Origin of the sequence: Actinomyces sp. ICM39 (genome assembly GCF_000282935.1) — a bacterium.
GTDB lineage: Bacteria > Actinomycetota > Actinomycetes > Actinomycetales > Actinomycetaceae > Pauljensenia > Pauljensenia odontolytica_B.
This window is the reverse complement of the sequence record NZ_ALCB01000079.1, coordinates 1-20,772: the sequence shown is the minus strand read 5'-3', so window position 1 is coordinate 20,772 and position 20,772 is coordinate 1. Positions and strand designations below refer to the sequence as shown.

19 protein-coding genes are annotated in these 20,772 nt (G+C 66.1%); 14 read left to right on the top strand and 5 right to left on the bottom strand.

The genetic code is table 11. The annotated features are described in order from the left end of the window. Nucleotides 1–131: 131 nt before the first annotated feature. From HMPREF1137_RS05390 to HMPREF1137_RS05380, 3 genes are all read right to left on the bottom strand, one after another. On the bottom strand, nt 132–1,094 hold the full coding sequence (locus HMPREF1137_RS05390; protein WP_007589699.1) for an HD domain-containing protein: 963 nt from the start codon (nt 1,092–1,094) through the stop codon (nt 132–134). Nucleotides 1,095–1,269: 175 nt separating this feature from the next. Beyond that, nucleotides 1,270–2,736: a sensor histidine kinase gene (locus tag HMPREF1137_RS05385; protein WP_007589713.1), complete on the bottom strand. Its 1,467-nt coding sequence runs from the start codon at nt 2,734–2,736 to the stop codon at nt 1,270–1,272. A 1-nt stretch (nt 2,737) separates the two neighbouring features. Then, nucleotides 2,738–3,460, bottom strand: coding sequence for a response regulator transcription factor (locus HMPREF1137_RS05380; protein WP_007589716.1), 723 nt, complete (start codon nt 3,458–3,460; stop codon nt 2,738–2,740). Nucleotides 3,461–3,588: 128 nt separating this feature from the next. On the opposite strand from HMPREF1137_RS05380, the gene HMPREF1137_RS05375 reads away from it, so the two are divergent. The 9 genes from HMPREF1137_RS05375 (at nt 3,589) to HMPREF1137_RS05335 (ending at nt 12,087) form a co-directional block, all read left to right on the top strand. Beyond that, nucleotides 3,589–4,089, top strand: a complete 501-nt coding sequence (locus tag HMPREF1137_RS05375; protein ID WP_003795769.1) for a PH domain-containing protein — start codon at nt 3,589–3,591, stop codon at nt 4,087–4,089. Beyond that, the gene (locus HMPREF1137_RS05370) at nt 4,086–5,648 is read left to right on the top strand and encodes a PH domain-containing protein (protein ID WP_007589710.1); all 1,563 of its coding nucleotides are present in this window, start codon (nt 4,086–4,088) and stop codon (nt 5,646–5,648) included. Before HMPREF1137_RS05375 ends, HMPREF1137_RS05370 begins: the two co-directional genes overlap by 4 nt. Nucleotides 5,649–5,673: 25 nt before the next feature. Further along, nucleotides 5,674–6,561 carry a Rossmann-like and DUF2520 domain-containing protein gene (locus tag HMPREF1137_RS05365; protein WP_050980941.1) on the top strand — a complete coding sequence of 296 codons (888 nt, stop codon included), beginning with the start codon at nt 5,674–5,676 and terminating at the stop codon, nt 6,559–6,561. 131 nt (nt 6,562–6,692) lie between these two features. Then, a complete protein-coding gene (panC, locus tag HMPREF1137_RS05360; protein ID WP_007589705.1) occupies nt 6,693–7,646 on the top strand; it encodes a pantoate--beta-alanine ligase in 954 nt (317 codons plus the stop codon). After that, the gene (panD, locus tag HMPREF1137_RS05355) at nt 7,643–8,077 is read left to right on the top strand and encodes an aspartate 1-decarboxylase (RefSeq protein ID WP_007589695.1); all 435 of its coding nucleotides are present in this window, start codon (nt 7,643–7,645) and stop codon (nt 8,075–8,077) included. The genes panC and panD overlap by 4 nt, the downstream gene beginning before the upstream one ends. Nucleotides 8,078–8,259: 182 nt before the next feature. Then, nucleotides 8,260–9,138: a carbohydrate ABC transporter permease gene (locus tag HMPREF1137_RS05350; protein ID WP_007589714.1), complete on the top strand. Its 879-nt coding sequence runs from the start codon at nt 8,260–8,262 to the stop codon at nt 9,136–9,138. Beyond that, nucleotides 9,125–9,970 (top strand): carbohydrate ABC transporter permease, encoded by an 846-nt coding sequence (locus HMPREF1137_RS05345; protein ID WP_007589717.1) that lies wholly within the window; start codon nt 9,125–9,127, stop codon nt 9,968–9,970. The genes HMPREF1137_RS05350 and HMPREF1137_RS05345 overlap by 14 nt, the downstream gene beginning before the upstream one ends. A 30-nt stretch (nt 9,971–10,000) precedes the next feature. Then, nucleotides 10,001–11,323, top strand: a complete 1,323-nt coding sequence (locus HMPREF1137_RS05340; protein WP_007589697.1) for an ABC transporter substrate-binding protein — start codon at nt 10,001–10,003, stop codon at nt 11,321–11,323. A 68-nt stretch (nt 11,324–11,391) separates the two neighbouring features. Further along, nucleotides 11,392–12,087, top strand: a complete 696-nt coding sequence (locus tag HMPREF1137_RS05335) for a PIG-L deacetylase family protein (protein WP_007589701.1) — start codon at nt 11,392–11,394, stop codon at nt 12,085–12,087. A 116-nt stretch (nt 12,088–12,203) separates the two neighbouring features. Here the strand turns inward: HMPREF1137_RS05335 and HMPREF1137_RS05330 are convergent, their stop codons facing one another. After that, nucleotides 12,204–13,577, bottom strand: a complete 1,374-nt coding sequence (locus HMPREF1137_RS05330; protein WP_007589700.1) for a 6-phospho-beta-glucosidase — start codon at nt 13,575–13,577, stop codon at nt 12,204–12,206. Between the two features lie 76 nt (nt 13,578–13,653). Between HMPREF1137_RS05330 and HMPREF1137_RS05325 the strand changes: the two genes are divergently transcribed. Both HMPREF1137_RS05325 and HMPREF1137_RS05320 read left to right on the top strand, forming a co-directional pair. Next, nucleotides 13,654–14,541 (top strand): carbohydrate kinase family protein, encoded by an 888-nt coding sequence (locus HMPREF1137_RS05325; protein ID WP_007589709.1) that lies wholly within the window; start codon nt 13,654–13,656, stop codon nt 14,539–14,541. Between the two features lie 56 nt (nt 14,542–14,597). Then, nucleotides 14,598–16,217 (top strand): lysine--tRNA ligase, encoded by a 1,620-nt coding sequence (locus HMPREF1137_RS05320; protein ID WP_007589715.1) that lies wholly within the window; start codon nt 14,598–14,600, stop codon nt 16,215–16,217. A gap of 77 nt (nt 16,218–16,294) precedes the next feature. On the opposite strand, the gene HMPREF1137_RS05315 is transcribed toward HMPREF1137_RS05320, so the two are convergent. Then, nucleotides 16,295–17,236 carry a sugar-binding transcriptional regulator gene (locus HMPREF1137_RS05315; RefSeq protein ID WP_007589718.1) on the bottom strand — a complete coding sequence of 314 codons (942 nt, stop codon included), beginning with the start codon at nt 17,234–17,236 and terminating at the stop codon, nt 16,295–16,297. Between the two features lie 313 nt (nt 17,237–17,549). Between HMPREF1137_RS05315 and HMPREF1137_RS05310 the strand changes: the two genes are divergently transcribed. The 3 genes from HMPREF1137_RS05310 to HMPREF1137_RS05300 all read left to right on the top strand — a co-directional run bounded on the left by HMPREF1137_RS05310 (nt 17,550) and on the right by HMPREF1137_RS05300 (nt 20,703). After that, nucleotides 17,550–18,335, top strand: a complete 786-nt coding sequence (locus HMPREF1137_RS05310; RefSeq protein WP_007589703.1) for an MIP/aquaporin family protein — start codon at nt 17,550–17,552, stop codon at nt 18,333–18,335. 152 nt (nt 18,336–18,487) lie between these two features. Beyond that, nucleotides 18,488–20,008 carry a glycerol kinase GlpK gene (glpK, locus tag HMPREF1137_RS05305; protein ID WP_007589707.1) on the top strand — a complete coding sequence of 507 codons (1,521 nt, stop codon included), beginning with the start codon at nt 18,488–18,490 and terminating at the stop codon, nt 20,006–20,008. 122 nt (nt 20,009–20,130) lie between these two features. Continuing rightward, a complete protein-coding gene (locus HMPREF1137_RS05300) occupies nt 20,131–20,703 on the top strand; it encodes a PIN domain-containing protein (RefSeq protein ID WP_007589711.1) in 573 nt (190 codons plus the stop codon). The last annotated feature ends 69 nt before the right edge of the window (nt 20,704–20,772 follow it).

The window sequence follows — 20,772 nt, the reverse complement described above, 5'->3', positions numbered from 1 at the left end:
CCGCCCACCGGCACACACAGCGGCCAGGTTGGGCGGGCCCTGTGGCATGCACAGTGCGCAGGTCCGGCGAGGCGGACCTGCGGTATGCAGAGCGGCTGGGCCCTGCGGTACGAACAGCAGCCGCGGCCTCGTCAGTCGGAGGTAGGCAGATCCAGGGATTCGACGGCAGACTCGAGGGAGGAGGTTGCTTCCTCATCCTCGTCCGTGTCGGCTGTTTCCTCAATCTTGCGCGGCAGGACGCCGGTGGACGTGGCCTCGTCGTCCGGTGAAGCGATGGGGATGCGCTTCTTGATAGAGCGGCGCTTGATGATTAGTGTGCCGGTTGTCGTCGTGGAGTCCTCCACGACCTCGTCGGTGTCGTCCGTGTCCTCGGGTTCCTCGGCGTCCTCGGCCTGGGCGGCCTGGCACAGCTGGGCTTTCTCGCGCTCGAGGCGGCTCAGCTCGACCTCGAGGTTTGCGCGGGCGGTGTCCTCCCACGCGGAGCCGAGGGGGGACTGGTAGATCGTCTCGTAGCTCAGGAGCTTCTTCACGAGCGCCATGCGCGCCTTGGTGAACTGCAGGTCGTCGAGCTCGCTGAGCTCGGCGCGTAGGGATGTGCGCAGCTTCTTGTAGTCCTGGGGGCTACAGGCCAGGCCCGCCAGATCGGCGTCGACGAGCACCTGCGCGTCGAAGTCCGTGCGCGGCGCGCGGTGGCGTGTCAGGAAGGCAATGAGTTCGTCGATGCGTGCGACGACATCCTCGGGCACGCCGAGGTTGGTGAGGCGGTTGTGCGCGTGGTCGATGCATCGGGTGGCGGCGAAGTTCGCCTGGAACCCGCCAAGCTTGATCTCGAGCGCCTTGTTGAGGAAGGCGCCGTGGTACCACGCGGCGACGCGCAGGATGTCGGGATCGTGCGCGGACGACGAGATTTCATCGATGTGGGTGAGCGTGTTCATGAGCCGACGCAGGTTGTGCATCTGGCGTTCGGGCGCGCTCCAGCGTTCCGCGAGGTCGACGCTCTCTTTTTCGAGGTCGGACTGGGTCGCGGTTGCGCCGATTTGCTGCATGGCGTCAACGAAAGACGTCAGCAGCCACTGAGGTGCTTGAGCACCCATGGGCCACTCTCCTTGCTGAGGAATACCCGAGCCATGCTAGTGCGCTTTTGAGCGAAGGTCACGTTCGTTGGTAAAAAATCGGGGAAAATCCCGATGGATTTCGTGAAACTGTCAGGGGAGAAATGGCGAAAACTGAGCGAAAAAGCCGTGTGTGCTGACCGGTACGTTACGTCTTTCACGCTGTGGGGAGTTCGATGCGAACGGTGAGGCCGCCGCCTTTTGTTTTGGTGAGCGATGCGTTGCCCTTGTGAGCTGCGAGGATGCCGGAGACGATCGCGAGGCCGAGGCCGGAGCCGCCGGATTTTCGGTTGCGTGAGGTATCCGCACGGTAGAAGCGTTCGAAGACGCGTCCGCGGTCAGTTTCATCGATGCCGGGTCCGTGGTCGCGCAGTTCGACGATGGCGGTGTCGCCGCTGCGTCCGAGGGCGATTTCGACGGGGGAGCCTTCGGGGGTGTAGCGCACGATGTTGCCGATGAGGTTGGTGAAGACCTGCGAGATGCGGTCGCGGTCGCCGGGGACGATGAGGGTCATCGGGGGAGTGCGGCTGTTGATGCCGGTGAGCCCAACCGTGCGCGTGGGGTCAAGGGCTTGGAGGTCGAAGACGGCGTTATCGGCGAGCTTGACGAGGTCGATGTCGGTGATCTCGAGGGGGCGGCCTTCGTCGAGGCGGGCGAGGGTGAGGAGGTCTTCGACGAGCGTGGCCATGCGTGAGGATTCGGAAGCGATGCGCCCCATGACTTCCTCGATGCGCTCGGTGGGTACGCCGCCCATGGCGTAGAGCTCGCAGTAGCCGGAGATGGCTGCGAGAGGAGTGCGTAGCTCGTGGGAGGCGTCGGAGACGAATCGTTTGATCTTTTGTTCCGATGCCTGGCGGGCTTCGAAGGATTGCTCGACCTGGGTGAGCATGGCGTTGAGGGAGAGCGAGAGCGAGCCGACCTCGGTCGTGGGAGGGTGTGGGGTGACGCGTTTGGTGAGGTCACCGGCGGCGATCTTTCCGGCGGTGGATTCGATGGAACGCAGGGGGAGGAGTGCGCGGCGTACGAGGACGCGCCCGGTCCAGCCCCCGATGAGGACGATGATGATGCCGGCGACCGAGAAGTACGAGGCCGTGGTGCGCAGGGTGTGCTGCATGTCCGACAGGGGCAGGGCGATCGTCATGTATCCGGAGAACTGGCCGGAGTCCTGCTCGTACAGGGGGACGACGAGGGCGCGCCAGCCGAGGCCGGCCTTGGAAGAGGAGACGGTGACCGGGATGGTACGGAAGGAGGAGACGGGCGCGGAGCTCATGTCGACGAGTTCGGGCAGCTGGGGCTTGCCCGAGGCCTTGAGTGTGTCCTCGGAGTAGAAGTAGCGGTCGCCCCCGTCGGTGTTATGGATATGGATGTAGTAGAGGGTGGGGATGCCGCCCTGGCCGTCGGCGGAGAACGTCGCCGCCGATCCGGAGATCTGCAGCGTGTGGGCGGTCGCGACGAGCTGGTCGTCGATCTGAGAGGTGAGGTGGCGCTGGAGGAGGCCGATCATGACTGTGCCGGACAGGGACAGTCCGATGGCCAGGAGTAGCGTGATCAGCGTGACGAGCTGCGCGGATAGCGGCTTGGAGTCCCACCATGCCTCGATGCGTTGAGCCAGGCCGGGGCGCACGTCAGTCCTCAGCGCGCAGGATGTAGCCGACCCCGCGCTTGGTGTGGATCAGCTCTCCGGAGGCCCCCTCGACGGCGAGCTTTCGCCGCAGGTAGGAGATGTAGGACTCGACGATGGCGACTTCGCCGTCCCAGTCGTATTCCCACACGTGGTCGAGGATCTGCATCTTGGAGACGACGCGCCCCGCGTTGATGACGAGGTAGCGCAGGAGCTTGAACTCGGTGGGGGACAGGTCGATGGGGATGCCGGCGCGCGTGACTTCGTGGGCGTCCTCGTCGATGACGAGGTCTCCGACGCGCAGGAATGCGTCGTCTTCTTCGGAGCCCATGGTGCGGCGCAGGATGGCGCGGATGCGGGCGACCACCTCTTCGAGGCCGAAGGGCTTGGTGACGTAGTCGTCGCCGCCGACGGTCAGGCCCTGGATCTTGTCGCGCATGTCGTCGCGCGCGGTGAGGAAGAGGACCGGGGTGGTGATGCCGGCGTCGCGCAGGCGCCTGGTGACGGTGAAGCCGTCCATGTCGGGGAGCATGACGTCGAGGACGATGAGATCGGGGCGCGAGGTCTGGGCTTCGTGAAATGCGCCGCTGCCGTCCTCGGCGGTGACGACGTCGAAGCCTGCGAAGCGCAGGGAGGAGGCGAGGAGGTCGCGGATGTTGGGCTCATCGTCGACGACGAGCAGTTTTGCTTCGGTTCCCGGGGTACTCATACGACTAGTGTCGCCCATGTGTCTGAATGTTTCCTGTGAGGTAGGTGGGAGTGATGGTGCTGCTTCTGTTTGCTTCGTCACCTCGGTTGGTCGCGCAGCGATAAAGGATAAGAAAAGGCGCGGAAAAGATGTGCAAGAATTGAAGCATGTCATCTCAGAACGCAGCAGACGTCATGTCTCCCGACGGCGTCGACTTCCAGCACGTGTCCCCCAAGCTCGCGACCCTGCGCCTCGGTAACGCCCTCGCGCTGTGCGGTGCTCTGTGTGGCGCGATCTCCGCCCTCGTCCTCATCGTCGACATCCCGGCGCTGTGGTGGCTCATGCTCGTGCCCGCCGCCATCGCACTCTTCTGTCTGTGGCTCGTGCCCGCCCAGGTGCGCGCCCTGCGCTACGCACTGGCCGATACGGACTTCGTGATCCGTCGCGGCGTCTTCAGTCGCTCGCTGACCCTCGTGCCCTACGGCCGCATCCAGTACGTCGACATCTACCAGGGCCCCGTGCTGCGCCTGCTCGGCATCTCGACGATCAAGCTGTCGACCGCGAGCGCGAAGACTGACGCGACGCTGAGCGGCGTGCCTGTCGCGGATGCGGCGCGTCTGCGGGACGTCCTGGCGGAGCGTGGTTCGGCGGAGCTGATGGGCCTATGAGCACGGACCTCTCCTCCGACGGCATCGCCCCCGAGGACTGGAAGCCGCTTCACCCGCTCACCTACGTTCCCCGCGTCGCGGGAAGTGTCGCGGGTATCGTGGGCGCGGTGTCCCTGAGCAACGCCTCTGCGATCGGGCGCATGCTCAACGGTGAGACGCCCGCGTGGCTCGCAACCACCGGCATCTTCCTCGGTCTTGTGATGATTGCGGGCGTTGTTCTCGCCATCGCGGGCGCGTACTGCTACCTGTCGTGGACGAAGACCCGCTACGCGGTGAGTAACACGGCGATTTGGTATCGCGCCGGCATCCTCCAGCGCACTCAGCGTCACGCGCGGCTGTCGCGCATCCAGACGATTAACGTGTCCTACTCGCTCGTGGGGCGCATCCTGGGTCTGGGCTATCTGGACATTGAGGTCGCTGGCGGCACGGATTCGAGCATCAAGCTCGGTCTGCTTAATTCTCGTCGCCTCGAGGAGCTGCGAGCCCTCCTCCTCGCGCTCGCTTCGGGTGCGATCGACGAGGTCGTGGATCCTTCCGCGGATTCCGTGGCCGCGACGCTGGGGACCCGCACGGGGGCCTCCCCGCTCGAGGCACCCGCGCGTCCCGTCTTCAAGGTCGGCTTTGTCAAGCTCCTGGCCTCCATGCTGGCGACCATCGACAATGTGATCGCCCTGTTCTTCGGTATCTTCCTCCTAGTCCTCAACGGCTTCCTCGTGGGTGTCGTTGGGGTGACGTCGATCATGAGTTTCCTGGGCATCCTGGCGGGCGCGTTCAGCCTCCTGGCGGGCGTCTGGGCGCGTTTCGATCGAGAGTTTGGCTTCACCGCGGCGATCGCGGCCGACGGCGTACGCATTAACCGTGGCCTGACGGCTCGCCGTCACGTGACGATCCCGCCGGGGCGAATCCACGCCATCGAGGTGACGCAGCCGCTGATCTGGCGGCTGTTTGGCTGGTATCGCGTGGAGATTGCGCAGGCCGGCAACGCGTCCCACACGAAGGACGAGAAGAACAAGGGAATGCAGGTCGACGTGGCCTCCGACGTGCTGCTTCCCGTTGGAAGCCGCGTGGAGGTCATCCAGGCGATCGCGATGGCGATCCCGGACCTGGGGACCGATGATCCTGACGGCTTCCTTGAGTCCCTTCGCGTGGGTACGGGCGAGGACCGCTGGATGACACCGATCCCGCCCAGCGCGAGGATTCTGGATCCTCTCGTGTACAAGCGCCGAGCCTTCGGCCTGACCGATGCCGTGTTTGCGATCCGCGACGGCTTCTTCAACCGGCGCTTCTCGATCATCCCTCTGACACGCATCCAGTCGGTGTCGCTGCATCAGGGGCCCATTCAGCGCTGGCGCCGCGTCGCCTCGGTGCGCGCCGAGCTGGTCCCCGGACCGGTGGCATCCATGGCCGAGCACGTCGAGGCGGGCCGCTCTCTGGGGCTGTGGGCGCAGCTGTCGCAGGCCTCGAAGGTCCGCCGCGAGGCCGAAGCTCCCGAGCGCTGGCTCTCTCGCGTCACCGAGATCGTCGAGGCGACCTCGCAGCGTGCGGAGGGCGACAAGTAGCCCGATGATCGGTGACAATGGAGGCATGAGTACCCCCGGACGCCTCGGAATCGGCATCATCGGCATGGGCCACGTCGGTCCCGTCATCGGCTCTGCGCTGCGCGCGGTCGGGCATCAGATCGTCGCTGTTTCCGCGTCGTCGGATGCCTCGCGTGAGCGCGCTGACGCGATGCTCCCCGGCGTGCCGATCGCCACACCCGAGGAGGTCGTGCGACGCTCCGAGGTAGTCATCGTGGCCGTCCCCGATGACCAGATTGGCCCCCTTGTGAGCGGCCTGGCCGATCTGGGCGCCTGGCAGAGTGGGCACATCGTCATTCACCTGTCGGGTGCCTCCGGCGTGGGGCTGCTCGGCGCCGCCGCGGGAGCGGGGGCGATCCCGCTCGCCATCCACCCGGCGATGACGTTCACCGGCACCAGCGTCGACGTGGCGCGCCTCGTGGGCACGCCCTTCGCGGTGACGGCTGCGGCGCCCTTCCTGCCGATCGCCCAGGCCCTCGTCGTGGAAATGGGCGGTGAGCCCGTCGTCGTCGCCGAGGAGGACCGCCCCCTCTACCACGCGGGCCTCGCCCACGGCGCCAACTTCATCGCCGGTATCACCGTGCAGACGACGCGGATTCTCGCTGAGGCCGGCATTGAGAACCCCGCCCTGTACGTGCGTCCCCTCCTCGAGGCCGCCCTCGACCGGGCCCTCACCGAGGGGGTTGCGGGCATCTCTGGGCCCGCCGCCCGCGGGGATGCGGGAACGATCGCCGCGCACGCTCGCAGCCTGGGGGCCAGGGAAGGTCTCTCGGGGGAACACGACACCTACGCGGACATGACCCGTGCACTGACCCGCCTGCTGCGCGACGCGCGTCTCCTCGACGAACGGGCCGCCACCAGCATCGAGGCCGCCCTCCTCGACCCGGGCGCCTGATACCCACACACCCAACGAGCCCAAAACGCGGGAGAGAGAACACGCGCAACCCCGGCCTCGTCGCAAAACGCGAGGCGTGAGGAAAGCGACTCGATGACGCACCGGCGGGCCGAAGTTGCAACAATAGAACTATGACTCACCGTCCTGTCCTGACCCACACGCGTGCCGAGTTGGCCGATGCGCTGTCGCGCCTGCCCGGCACGAAGGCCCTCGTGATGACCATGGGTGCCCTCCACTCCGGGCACCTGCAGCTCGTGCGCGAAGCCCGCGAACTGGCCGATCACGTGATCGTCACGATCTTCGTCAACCCGACGCAGTTCGCGCCCGGCGAGGACTTCGACGCCTACCCGCGCACCCTGGATGCGGACATGGACGCGCTCGAGACGGTGGGGGCAGACCTTGTGTGGGCGCCCGCGCCCCAGGACGTGTACCCCACGCCCGCGACCGTGACAATCGACCCGGGCCCCATCGCGCGCGTCCTCGAGGGCAAGACGCGCCCCACGCACTTCGCGGGCGTCGCGCTCGTGTGCACCAAGGTCGTCAACCTTGTGCGCCCCGACGTGGCCCTGTACGGACAGAAGGACGCCCAGCAGCTGGCCGTCCTGCGTACCGTTTTCTCCCAGCTGGACATCCCCGTGCGCGTCCACCCCGTGCCGATCGTGCGCGCCGAGGATGGGGTCGCCCTGTCCAGCCGCAACCAGTACCTGAGCGACGATGAGCGTATCCGCGCCCGTGCCCTCTCGCGTGCGCTTCGTCGCGGCGCCGAGGTCGCCGAGGCCGGGGCGCAGCCCGCGCAGATCGTCGCCGAGTGCCGCTCGGTGATCGACGCCGAGGGCGGCATTGATCTGGACTACATCGCGCTCGTGGACGCGGGGACTTTCGAGATCCTCGCTGGCACCGAGTCCGTGCCCGTCGGCGAGGACACTGCCGCGCCCACGATCCTGTCCGACGGCTCGCGTGAGGGACGTATCCTCATCGCCGCCAAGGTGGGCACGACGCGCCTCATCGACAACATGGAGGTGCCGCTGCGCGACGCCTCCGGTCCTGCCGGCCGTCTCGCCGAACGCGCGGGGGACCTCGCATGATGGAAATGACACGCGAGATGGCCATCGGCAAGATCCATCGCGCCGTCGTCACCGGCGCCGACCTGCACTACGTCGGCTCGATCACGGTGGACGAGGACCTGCTGGACGCCGCGAACATCGTGCCCGGGCAGAAGGTCGACATCGTCGACGTCAACAACGGCGAGCGCCTCTCGACCTACACGATCGCGGGCGAGCGAGGCAGCGGCACGATTCAGCTCAACGGGGCGGCCGCCCACAAGGTGACCGTCGGCGACCTCGTCATCATCATGGCCTACGCCCAGGTGCCCGAATCTCTCGTGCGTCAGGTGAAGCCGTCCGTCGTTTTTGTCGACGAGGCCAACAAGATCATCAGTGCAGGTGACCACGCGGGAACCGTCCCCGAGGACTCGCCCCGTGCCCGCGAGCTGGGGCTGAAGAGCTCCGGCGTCTGATTGACGCGTCGGCAGGAGCGTCCACTCAGCTGAGTGGACGCTCCCTTGTTTTGCTCAGTTTCGTGCACCTTTGGTCGTGTGACGGCACGCGATGTTCACAATTGTCCATACCTTGTCTTCGCCCGGCGCTGATACGCCCGTCACACCTATCCTCGAAGAACCGAACGAAAGGAAGGTGGGGCATGAGCAAGCGAGCGTCTCGCACGCGCCACGCACTCATCGGATACGCGTTCCTGTCGCCCGCCCTCATCGGCGTCCTCATCTTCATGGTTGTGCCCATCGGCGTCATCATGTGGGTGAGCCTGTACCGGTGGGACCTCATCGGAGATACGCGATACGTGGGCCTGGCCAACGTCACGAACGTGCTGAGCGACCCGGCCTTCCTGTCGTCCCTGCGCACGACGATTCTCTTCGTCCTCCTCGTCGTCCCCATCCAGATCATCCTGGGCCTCCTCCTTGCGAACCTGCTGACGAAGGGCGTGCGAGGGACCGTCGTCTATCGCACGCTCATCGTCATCCCGTGGATCGCGCCTCCGCTGGCCCTCGGCGTTGTGTGGTCGTGGATCTTCGCCCCCACCGGTGGTCTTCTTTCCGCGCTGGCGGGCACGCGACTAGAAATTCTCGTATCGCCCACCTGGGCCCTACCAGCGGCGGCTTTCGTCGTCGTCTGGTCGAACGTGGGGTACACGGCGCTCTTCTTCATCGCCGGATTGCTCGCGATCCCGCGCGAGCTCACCGAGGCCGCGACCGTGGATGGGGCCTCCTCTGCGCAGGTGTTCTGGCACATCAAGATGCCCCTCCTGCGCCCGACCTTCTTCTTCGTCTCGGTCACCTCCGTGATCTCGGTCTTCAACGTTTTCGACCAGATCTACGCCCTGACCAAGGGAGGCCCATCCGGCTCCACCGAGGTCCTCGCCTACCTGATCTACAAGGAGGCCTTCGAGACCGGAAACGTCGGCCGCGCCGCAGTCATGGCGTGCGTGATGATGCTGCTCCTCATGGGATTGACGCTGGCCCAGAACCTGTACTTCCGGAAGAGGACCACGTATGAGCTCGTCTAAGTCGCACTCGCGTCGGCCCTGGTGGTCGACCCTGGGGATCTACGCGGGGCTGTCGCTGGCCGCGTTCATCATGGTCGTCCCGCTCCTCTTCAGCTTTGTCACGGCCTTTAAATCGCCGCAGGACTTCGCCTCGCACTCGCCCTTCGCGCTGCCTTCCCCGCCCTCCCTGGCCTCGTTCCAGGCGATCCTGACGGGACGGGTCAACTTCGGCGATGCGATCATCACGACGCTTCTCATGGTCGTGGTGATGGTCGTCGGGCAGCTGGTGTCCTCCGTGCTGGCCGCCTACGCGTTCGCCCGCATCGAGTTCCCGGGGCGCGAGGTCATCTTCTGGCTCTTCCTGGGCACCATGATGATTCCGGCGTCGGTCCTCGTTATCCCGCTGTACCTCATGATGGCGAAAATGGGGCTCAACAACACCTTCTGGGGCATTGTCCTCCCCTTCGTGTTTGCCTCGCCCTACGCGGTGTTCCTGCTGCGTCAGTCGTTCCGTCAGATCCCCCAGGAAATCATCGACGCGGCGACCATGGACGGCGCCGGGCAGATGCGCATCCTCTTCTCCATCGTCGTTCCCGTGTCGAAGCCGATCATTTCGACGCTCGTGCTCATCACGGTTGTGAGCCAGTGGAACTCATTCATGTGGCCGCGGATCATTGCCGCGACCAGGCCACGCGTCCTCACGGTTGCGACGGCTGCTCTGCAGAGCCAGTACAACGCGAATTGGACGTACGTCATGGCGGCGACGACCATCGCGCTCGTGCCGCTGATCGCTCTGTTCATTGTCTTTCAACGACACATCGTTGAATCGATTGCCCTGACGGGCATCAAGTAACAACACAACCCATCACAACTGGAGGTCTTCATGAAAAGGCGTTTTGTTACCGCTACCGCTCTGATTGGTGCCGCGTCGATGCTGATGGCCGCCTGCTCGCAGGGTGGCAGCGCGTCGAGCGAGGCGGGCACGTCCCTGACCCTGCGTCTGTGGGATGATCAGGCTGCCCAGGCGTACGAGGCGGCGCTCCCCGCGTTCACCGAGGAAACGGGGATCACGGTCAATGTCGAGGTCGTCCCGTGGTCGGACTACTTCACGGGCCTGCGTTCCGAGCTCGCCGCGGGTACCGGACCGGACGTCTTCTGGTCCAACACGAACAACTACACGGAGTACGCCCGCGGCGGCAAGATCGTCAACATCGACGAGGAGTTCCCCGCCTCCGAGCGCGACGGCTGGCTTCAGGGTGCCATCGATCAGTACACGGTTGATGGAAAGCTCTACGGCGTCCCGGTCCTCACCGACCCGTCGATCGCGGTGTACTACAACAAGTCGCTGCTGGACGCGGCCGGCGTGAGCATCGATGACCTGCAGAACCTGTCGTGGGACCCGAGCGCCTCCACCGACTCTCTGCGGGAGATCACCCGCAAGCTGACGCTGGACTCGTCGGGCCGCAACGCGGCTGACCCCGCTTTCGACGCGGACCATATCGTCCAGTACGGATACAACGCTGCGCTCGATGGTCAGGCCATGTTCATTCCGTACCTGGGTTCTGCCGGCGCCACCCTGCAGGATGAGAGCGGTCGCTTTACGTTTGCGAGCCCCGAGGGCGACGCCGCGGTCGGCTACCTGGTGGACCTGATCAACAAGGAGCACGTGGCCCCCTCGGCGGCCGACACGAACGACAACGGCGACTTCAGCCGCGACCAGTTCCTGCAGGGCAAGATCGCTCTGTTCCAGTCCGGTTCCTACAACCTGGCGAACGTGGCCGAGGGCGCTTCCTTCGAGTGGGGCCTGGCTCCCCAGCCGAAGGGTCCCGCCGGTGCCGTGACGGTCGGTAACTCCGTCGTCGCCGCCGGTTCGACGGCGAGTGCGAACCCCGAGGCTCAGCACAAGCTGCTGGCGTGGCTGGCTGGTAAGGACGGCGGTGCCGCACTGGGCAAGACGGGCGCCGGCTTCCCCGCGAACGAGCAGGCCCAGGCGACGTGGACCGCCTACTGGTCGGACAAGGGCGTCGACACTTCGGTGATGGCGAAGACTCCTTCGGGCACGATCATGGCTCCCTTCGGTGCGAAGCTGGGCGCGGCAATGGACGCGTACAACGGCGTGCTCAAGGAGGTTTTCCTGGGACGCACCGGCGTGCATGAGGGCGTCCAGGCTGCTCAGGACGCCGCCAACGCGGCGATTGATCAGTAGTCGTCACAGATTTGCGATAGGCGCCGGCGGGACAGGTTCTCGCCGGCGCCTCAATAAGGAGTACACGAATGGATACCGTGCTGGGCATTTACGCTCACCCCGATGATGCGGACGTGGATGCGGGCGGGACGCTCGCTCGCTTCGTGCGCGAAGGATCGAGGGTCGTCGTCGCAGTCGTCACAGACGGTGATGCGGGAGGTTCCGACCAGGATCTGCATCAGCAGATGGGGGAGTTGCGTCGCGACGAACAGCGCCGCGCGTGCGAGCAACTGGGCGTGACGGAACTCGTCTTCTTCGACGGCTACCCCGACGGCATGGTGATCCCATCCCACGGCCTCGTGCGCGATATCGTCGCCCTCATTCGGCGCGTGAAGCCGAACCTGATCCTCACCCTCTCACCCGAATACAACTGGTCGTCCATCTACGCCAATCACCCGGACCACCGGGCCGTGGGCGCCGCGGTCACAGACGCCGTCTACCCGGCCGCGCGCAACCCCTTCGCGTTCCCCGAGCTGCTCGACGAGGGCCTGGAACCCCACGTCGTCGAAGAAGTGTGGTTCCAGGGCGGCCCGTCGACGAACCATGTCGTCGAGCTGGACCGGGCAGACATCGATGCCAAGGTCAGGGCAGTGCGGGAGCACGTCACCCAATTCGACGACCTCGACCGGATGGAGTCATGGATCCGACAGGGCACCCGCGACGCGGGACACCCCCACGGCTACGCGGGGGGAGAAGAATTCTTCCGCTGGGACACCCGCGGGTGATCTCCCGACACCCGACGTGCCCCTGAGACTGTGCCCCCGCCTCGTCCGTACGAGGCAGGGGCACAGTGCGTTGACGGGCGCCGGGAAGACGGCGCGCAGCGCGGGACGGGCGCCCCTCAGTCGAAGGCTGCCGCGATCAGCGGGTTTGTACGGATCGCCTGGTCGAGCACGTCGCGCGCGACGTTGACCGAGTCGACCAGGGGGTGCAGCGCCAGCGCCTGCCACGCGAGGCTGCGGTCGCGCTCGCGGGCAGCGTCGATGACGAGGTTCTCACAGGCCTTCACGGATTGGACGAGGCCGAGAGCGGCCCCTTCCAAGGGAGCGACCGGAATCGGATGGACGCCGGAGGCGTCGACATCGCAGGGAACCTCGACGACGTCCGTGTCGCGCAGCGTCGGAATCGAGGAGAATCCGCCGTCGCCGTTACCGACGTTGAGGATCATGCGCGCAGGAGTATTCGTAGCGAGCGCGTTCATGAGGTCGAGGGCCACCTTCTGGTAGCCGCCGCCCGCGATGTCCTCGGCCCGCCGTCCGGAACGCTCGTCGACGTCGCGGGCCTCGGCCATGTAGGTCGCCTCCCGGTCGGCGAGCGCATCGATCCACGTCCGTCCCGCCTGCTCGGGGCCCGCGAGGACGGCGTTGTAGAAGGCTTCCTGCTGATCGCGCAGGTACTCGCCGCGTGTTTGGTCCTGGTGGATGCGGGCCATGGCTTCGCGGTGGCAGTAGTAGTAGAAGAGGTATTCGTTGGGCAGGGCGCCCAGCGCGCGAATCCAGTCCGTCCCGATGGCGCGCGATTCTTCCATGGAGGCCAAGGCCTCGTCGTCGGCGAAGAGGCGCGGGAGGATGTCGCGGCCGTCGACTGAGAGCGAGCGCAGCCAGCCGAGGTGGTTGAGGCCCACGTAGTCGAAGGACGCGTCGGTGCGCTCCTCCTCGGGAACGCCCAGGGCGTTCAGCGTCCGGTTGACGAGCCCGATGGGGGTGTCGCAGATGCCGATGACGCGCTCGCCGAGCACGGAACGCATCGCTTGGGTGATGATCCCGGCCGGGTTCGTGAAGTTGATGAGCCAGGCGTTCGGGCACTGGCGCTTCGCAGCGCGCGCCAGCTCGAGTGCCGGTCCGAGCGAGCGGAACGCGTAGCAGTAGCCGCCCACGCCAACGGTCTCCTGCCCCAACAAGCCGTTGTCGAGGCCGCAGTGTTCGTCGAGGACCCGTCCGCAGGTGCCGCCCACGCGCATCGCGGAGAAGACGAAGTCGGCTCCGGGAAGGGCCTCGTTGATGTCCGTCGTCGCGCGGACGGTGGGGGAGTGCGGGAAATTCAGCGAGGACAGTACGGCCATCATCGCGTCGAGCCTGCGTACGTCGGTGTCGTACAGGACGACGCGGTCGACGTCGAGGGATGCGTAGGCTCCCTGCCCCGCCCGTGAGCGGGCCAAGACGTCGATCATCGCGGGGACCCGGAAGCCCCCTCCTCCGACGATGGTGAGCTGCATGGCGGGCATCCTCTCTGGATACGTATAGTGGTGGCTCAGTGACATATTGTAGTCGCGCTCACGTCTAGGAGGACCCGTGGCATCTCAAGTACCCGCCGCATCTCAGTTCGCGGTGTACGGTCCGACGTTCCTTGACGTCGTCATGGGGCCCCTCGACGGGCCTCCGGTTCCCGGCCGCGAGGCCTGGGTGGAGGGAGCTCTCATGTGCGCGGGCGGCGCGGCGAATCAGGCGATTGCGCTTGCTCGTCTGGGCGCGCCCGTGCGCCTGCACTCTCGAGTGGGCGTCGATCAGATGGGTCAGTTCGTGGACGAGATGCTCGCGTGCGAGGGCGTGGACACCTCCTCGTGTGAGCGCGTGGGCGATCAAAACGTCACTGTCTCCCTCTTTTTCGACGGCGATCGGGCAATGACCACGCGCGGGACGACCGCGCTGCCCCGCTTGGGAGGCGACGCGCCGGCGTGCCTGCTCGCGGACGTGCGGGGAATCAGCGCGAACAGTGAGGTCGTGTCCTCCTGGCGCGAGCGCGGGACCTGGGTGCTGGCGGACACGGCCTGGGACGAGGCCGGGGCCTGGGATCCGGTGGGCCTGGAGGCCTTGCGCGTGGCTGACGTGTGCACGCCCAACGAGGAGGAGGCGCTCGCCTACGCGCGCACCGACAGCGTGGAGGACGCCGCGCGGTGGTTCGCGTCGTTTGGCTGTGATTGCGTGGTCACCTGCGGCAAGAATGGCGTGATCGCGTGCGTCGATGGACGGATCCTGCGCGTGCCAGCGCCCGCGGTGAACGCGGTGGATACGACGGGTGCGGGGGACGTCTTTTCGGCTGCGCTGGCCTGGGCGCGCCAAGCGCGCCGCATGTCGTGGCCCGAGGCGCTCGCCCTCGCCTGTGCGGCTGCCGCACACTCCACGCAGGGGATCGGCGGATCCTCGTCGGCACCCTACGCGGCCGACCTCCCGGGTGCGTGAGGAGCCCAACCGGGCCCCTGCCTCGTCACGGGGCCAAATCCCGGTACGATAGGCGCATGACCGATTCTTCTTCCACGCCCACGCAAGCACCCGCAGACGACACCCCCGAGCAGGTCAAGGTTCGCGCGGCCAAGCGCGCGCGCCTCATGGAGGCCGGCATCCCCGCCTACCCCGTGCGCCTGCCGATCACGACCACCATCAAGGCGGTGCGTGAGAAGTACGCCCACCTCGAGCCTGGCGAAGAGACCGAGGATTACGTGGGCCTGGCGGGCCGCGTTATCCTCGCGCGCAACGGCGGCAAGCTCTGCTTCGCGACCCTCATGGACGGTGAGGGCAACAAGATCCAGGTCATGCTCTCGGCCGCCTCCGTCGGCGCCGAGTCCCTGGCCGCCTACAAGAACGACGTCGACCTGGGCGACCACCTCTTCGTCCACGGCCGCGTGATCTCCTCGCGCCGCGGCGAGCTGTCGATCTTCGCGACCCCCGCCGAGGTCACGCCCGAGGCCCAGGCCGAGTACGACGCCGCGCCCACCGCGCTGCCCGCCCCCGACGCCTCGTGGGCCATCGCCTCCAAGGCGATCCGCCCCCTGCCCAAGACCTGGACCACCGAGGACGGCGAAGAGATCACCCTGTCCGAGGACCAGCGCATCCGCCGCCGCGAGCTCGACCTGATCACGCGCCCCGCCGCGCGCGACATGGTCCGCATCCGCGCGGCCGTCAACCGCTCGATCCGCGAGAACTTCTTCCGCCGCGACTACATCGAGCTCGAGACACCGATGCTGCAGATGATCCACGGCGGCGCGGCTGCCCGCCCCTTCACGACGCACATGAACGCGCTCGACACCGATCTCTACCTGCGCATCGCGACGGAGATCTACCTCAAGCGCGCGGTCGTCGGCGGCGTGGATCGCGTCTTCGAGATGAACCGCAACTTCCGCAACGAGGGCATGGATTCCTCGCACAGCCCCGAGTTCACCTCCCTGGAGGCCTACGAGGCCTACTCGGACTACAACGGCATGGCTGAGCTGACCCGCGACCTCATCCAGCAGGCCGCGCGCGACGCCTTCGATCTGTCCGAGGGCGAGGAAATCGTGCGCCTGGCCGACGGCACCGAGTACGACCTGTCGGGCGAGTGGGATCGCATCGACCTGTACGGCTCCACCTCCGAGGCCCTGGGCGAAGAGGTCACGGTGGAGACGCCGCGCGAGACCCTCGTCAAGTACGCGGAGCGCATCGGCCTGGAGGTCGACGACTACGCCGTGTCCGGCAAGATCGTCGAAGACATCTTCGAGGAGCTCGTCGCCTCCAAGCTGTGGGCGCCGACCTTCGTCTACGACTTCCCGGAGGACACCTCTCCGCTGACCCGCTACCACCGTTCGCGCCCCGGCCTCACCGAAAAGTGGGACCTGTATGTGCGCGGCTTCGAGACGGGCACCGCATACTCCGAGCTGGCCGACCCGGTCGTCCAGCGCGAGCGCTTCGAGGCGCAGGCCCTCGCGGCTGCCAACGGCGACCCCGAGGCCATGGTTATGGACGAGGACTTCCTCATTGCCATGGAGCAGGGCTTCCCGCCGTGCGGCGGTATGGGCATGGGCATCGACCGCCTGCTCATGGTCCTCACCGGCCAGGGCATCCGCGAGACGATTCCGTTCCCGCTGGTCAAGCGTCTGGGCTGAGCTGAGAAAGGACTCCGGCCTCGTTCCATCATGGACGAGGCCGGAGTCCTTTCTTGTGCGTCGGTGTCGCCCCAGGCTCAGATGTAGGAGCGGCGGGGAGTCATGCGCGTGTGGACGAGGTCGAGGAGCTCGTGCGCGGCCCCGTCGTCGAGGACGAGGTCGGTGGCGACCCCGGCGCGCAGGGCCCCGAGGAGCGGCAACGCCTTCGATGCGCCGGAGACGACGCACAGGCGCCGTGGGATCTTCTTGAGCGTGGCCGGGCTCGGGCCCGAGGCGCGCTCGTTGAGGTGCATGTTCGTGGAGCCGTCCTCGCGGATGAGGACGGTGCACACGTCGCCGACGACCCCGTCGTTCTGTGCCGCCGCGATCTCGTTGGGGTCGAGGAAGCCCCCCGAGTAGACGTGGGAGGGCAGACGTGCGGACATCGATCCCACGCCGAAGAGGGCGACGTCTGCGCTGTCGATCGTGTTGAGGACCGACTGGACGGAGCGTTCGCGCCAGAGCGCCTCCTTGGTGTCCGCGTAATCGAAGAAGGCGGGGACAGGGAAGTTGACGATGCGCCCGCCGATGGCCTTGGCAGCGCGGGCGATGATGGCCTCGGCGTAGGGCATGCCTGACTCGGTGGCTGTGGCTGCGCCGTTGAGCTGGACGACGGTGGAGCCGGGGAACGTCACGTGCGGCATCGCTCGCGTGACCTCCGCGGTCGTGTTTCCCCAGGCAATGCCGAGAGTGACGCCGGGGAAGAGCATGTCGACGAGGTGTTCGGCAGCGACGAGGGCAACGTTGTGCAGGCGATTGACCTCGGTGTGGACGTCGTGAACGGGAACGACGGAGACCTGGACGCCGAACAGGTCGGCGATCTGGCCAGCGAGGGTGCCTTTGAGCCCGGGGGAGGCGGACACCGAGATGCGCACCAGGCCGACCTCCCGCGCGTGGGCGAGAAGCCGTGAGACCGAGGAGCGTGATATCTGCAGGTGGCGGGCGATTGTCTCCATCGTCTGCCCCTGGAGGTAGTACATCGAGGCGGCCTCATGCGCCTGTTCGTCACGTATTGTCACGTTTTCTAGTGTGCCATGCACAAGCGTGCAGATGTGTGTGTTTGAACATTGACTTCTGTGCCCGGGTGAGTAGATTAGGCTTCGTCAGATGGTCAGGGTCACACACCTGGGTGTGCACGAATGTGCACTCAGTTTGGGCTAACGTGCAACAGGTGACATACTTGGTGTGACCCACGGATCGCTATCTCAGTTGATAGTGTTCGATGGCACATTATTCGCGGTGGGAAGCCACCGGTGACCGGCGCGACGACGCGCTGGAGAAAGATAGGGAAACATGCTCACAACACTGCTCCCGGCAGCCGCTGACACGGCTGCTTTCACCACGGCCCAGCTGTTCTGGTCCGAATTCCTCGGCACGGCCGTGCTGCTGCTCCTCGGTGGCGGCGTCGTCGCCACGAACCTGCTGCCCAAGTCCAAGGGCAAGGGTGGCGGCTGGCTGGTCATCAACTGGGGATGGGGCCTCGCGGTCTTCGCCGGCGTCTACGTCGCGTTCCGCTCCGGCGGTCACCTGAACCCCGCCGTGACGATCGCCAAGGCTGTCGGCCACGCCTTCGACTCCTCTGTTGAGCTCGCCCCCGGCGTCGCGGTCAACGCGACCAACATCCTCGTCTACATCGTTGCTCAGTTCCTCGGTGCCTTCGTCGGCGCCGTTCTGTGCTGGCTGACCTTCAAGAAGCACTTCGACGAGGACTGCGACCCCGCCCTCAAGCTCGGCGTCTTCTCCACCGGCCCCGAGATCCGCTCCTACGGTTGGAACTGCCTCACTGAGGCCATCGGCACTGCCGTGCTCGTCCTGTGGGTCTTCGTATCCGGTCACACCGAGACTGCGGTCGGTCCGCTCGGCGTCGCGCTCATCATCGTCGTCATCGGTAACTCGCTCGGTGGCCCCACCGGATACGCCATCAACCCGGCCCGTGACCTCGCCCCCCGTATCGCCCACGCGATCCTGCCAATCAAGGGCAAGGGCGGCTCCGACTGGGGCTACTCCTGGGTCCCCGTCGTCGGCCCGATCGTCGGCGCCATCGTCGGCACCGTTCTCTACTTCCTCACCCTCGCCTGAGAGTGAGTGCGCGGGCGAGGCCACCGCGGCCTCGCCCGCGTCACACCCCGCCGCCGGGGTGACATTTTGTGGGACTGTGAAGTCCCGCCCGCCGCGCAGGTGGCCAGGCGCGGCATACACAACGACGTGATAACGCCTCCGAAAGGACACTCATGACCACCGAAAAGTTCGTTCTCGCCATCGATCAGGGCACCACCTCGACCCGTGCGATCATCTTCAACCACTCCGGCGAGATCGTCTCCGTCGGACAGCAGGAATTCACCCAGATCTTCCCGAACCCGGGCTGGGTGGAGCACAACCCCATCGAAATCTGGGACACCACCCGCACCGTCGTCGCCGAGGCTCTGCAGAAGGCGGAAATCAACCGCCACAACCTCGCCGCCGTCGGTATCACCAACCAGCGTGAGACCACCGTCGTGTGGGACAAGAACACCGGCGAGCCCGTCTACAACGCGATCGTCTGGCAGGACATGCGTACCTCCGACATCGTCAAGGAGCTCGAGGGCGACGAGGGCCCGGACCGCTTCCGCCAGATCTGCGGCCTCGGTCTGTCTCCCTACTTCTCCGGCTCCAAGATCAAGTGGATCCTCGACAACGTCGAGGGCGCTCGTGAGCGCGCCGAGGCTGGCGACCTGCTCTTCGGCAACACCGACTGCTGGGTCCTGTGGAACCTGACGGGCGGCATCAACGGCGGCGTTCACTGCACCGACGTCACCAACGCCTCGCGCACCATGCTCATGGATATCCGCACGCTGCAGTGGCGTGAGGACGTCTGCGAGATCTTCGGCATCCCCATGTCGATGCTCCCCGAGATCAAGTCCTCCTCCGAGATCTACGGCTACGGCCGCAAGAACGGTCTGCTCATCGACACCCCGATCGCCGGTATTCTCGGCGATCAGCAGGCGGCCACCTTCGGCCAGGCCTGTTTCGAGAAGGGCATGGCGAAGAACACCTACGGCACCGGCTGCTTCATGCTCATGAACACCGGCACCGAGCCCGTCTTCTCCGACAATGGCCTGCTCACCACGGTGGCCTACAAGATCGGCGACCAGCCGGCCGTCTACGCCCTCGAGGGTTCGATCGCCGTCGCCGGTTCGCTGGTCCAGTGGCTGCGCGACAACCTGGGCATGATCGTCAAGTCGTCGGACATCGGTGAGCTGGCCAGCACGGTTGAGGACAACGGCGGCGTCTACTTCGTCCCCGCCTTCTCCGGCCTGTTCGCCCCCTACTGGCGTTCGGACGCCCGCGGCGCGATCGTGGGCCTGACCCGTTACGTCAACAAGGGCCACATCGCCCGCGCCGTCGAGGAGTCGACCGCGTTCCAGAGCGCCGAGGTCCTCGACGCGATGAACGCCGACGCTGGTGTGCCGCTCAAGGAGCTCAAGGTTGACGGCGGCATGACGCACGACGACCTGGTCATGCAGTTCCAGGCCGACCTGTGCGGCGTCGACGTCGTTCGCCCGAAGGTTATCGAGACGACCGCCCTGGGTGCCGCCTACGCCGCCGGTATGGCCGTGGGCTACTGGTCGGGCACCGACGATGTCGTAGCCAACTGGCAGGAAGGCAAGCGCTGGACGCCCTCCATGGAGCCGGCCGAGCGCGACCGCACCTACCGCCTGTGGAAGAAGGCCGTGACGCGGACGCTCGACTGGGTTGACGACGACGTGAAGTGATTGTCACCCCTTGAAATTGACGAGGCCGGGGCTGCGCTGAGCAGTCCCGGCCTCGCTCTATCTGGTTGTACATAGGACTCAAGGCCGCATAGGTAGAGACAATCGTCGGTTACTCTAATTCCATGGAAAATCCTAATAATCAAACGACATACCTCGTCGTAGATGGCGAGAATATTGACGCGACGCTGGGCCTTTCTGTCCTTGATCGTCGCCCGAATCCCGAGGAGCGCCCCCGCTGGGATCGTGTCCTCGAGAGCGCGCACGGCCGCTGGGGTCAGAAGGCCAAGGGCCTGTTCTTCCTCAACGGTTCGTCCGGCTTCCTGCCGATGGGCTTCGTTCAGGCGCTCACGGCCATGGACTACTCGGTCATCCCCCTGTCAGGACCCGCCGACATGAAGGTCGTCGATGTGGGTCTGCAGCGCACGATGGATGCGATCGCTGATCTTGGCAAGGGTGACGTCATCCTGGCCAGCCATGACGCCGACTTCCTGCCCCAGATCGAGACCCTCCTCGACCAGGGCCGCCGCGTCGCGGTCATGTGCTTCAAGGAATTCCTCTCCTCCCAGCTCCACGAGCTGGAGGAACGAGGCTTGGAAATCATCGACCTCGAATACGACGTGCACGCCTTCCAGGTTCGCCTGCCCAGGCTCCACATCATCGGCATCGACGACTTCGACCCGATGGCCTTCCTGTAAACCCTGGCCCCGCGTCCGCGAGCGGACGTGTTGCTGCCGACATGACGAACCGGGCGGCCCCGCAAGGGG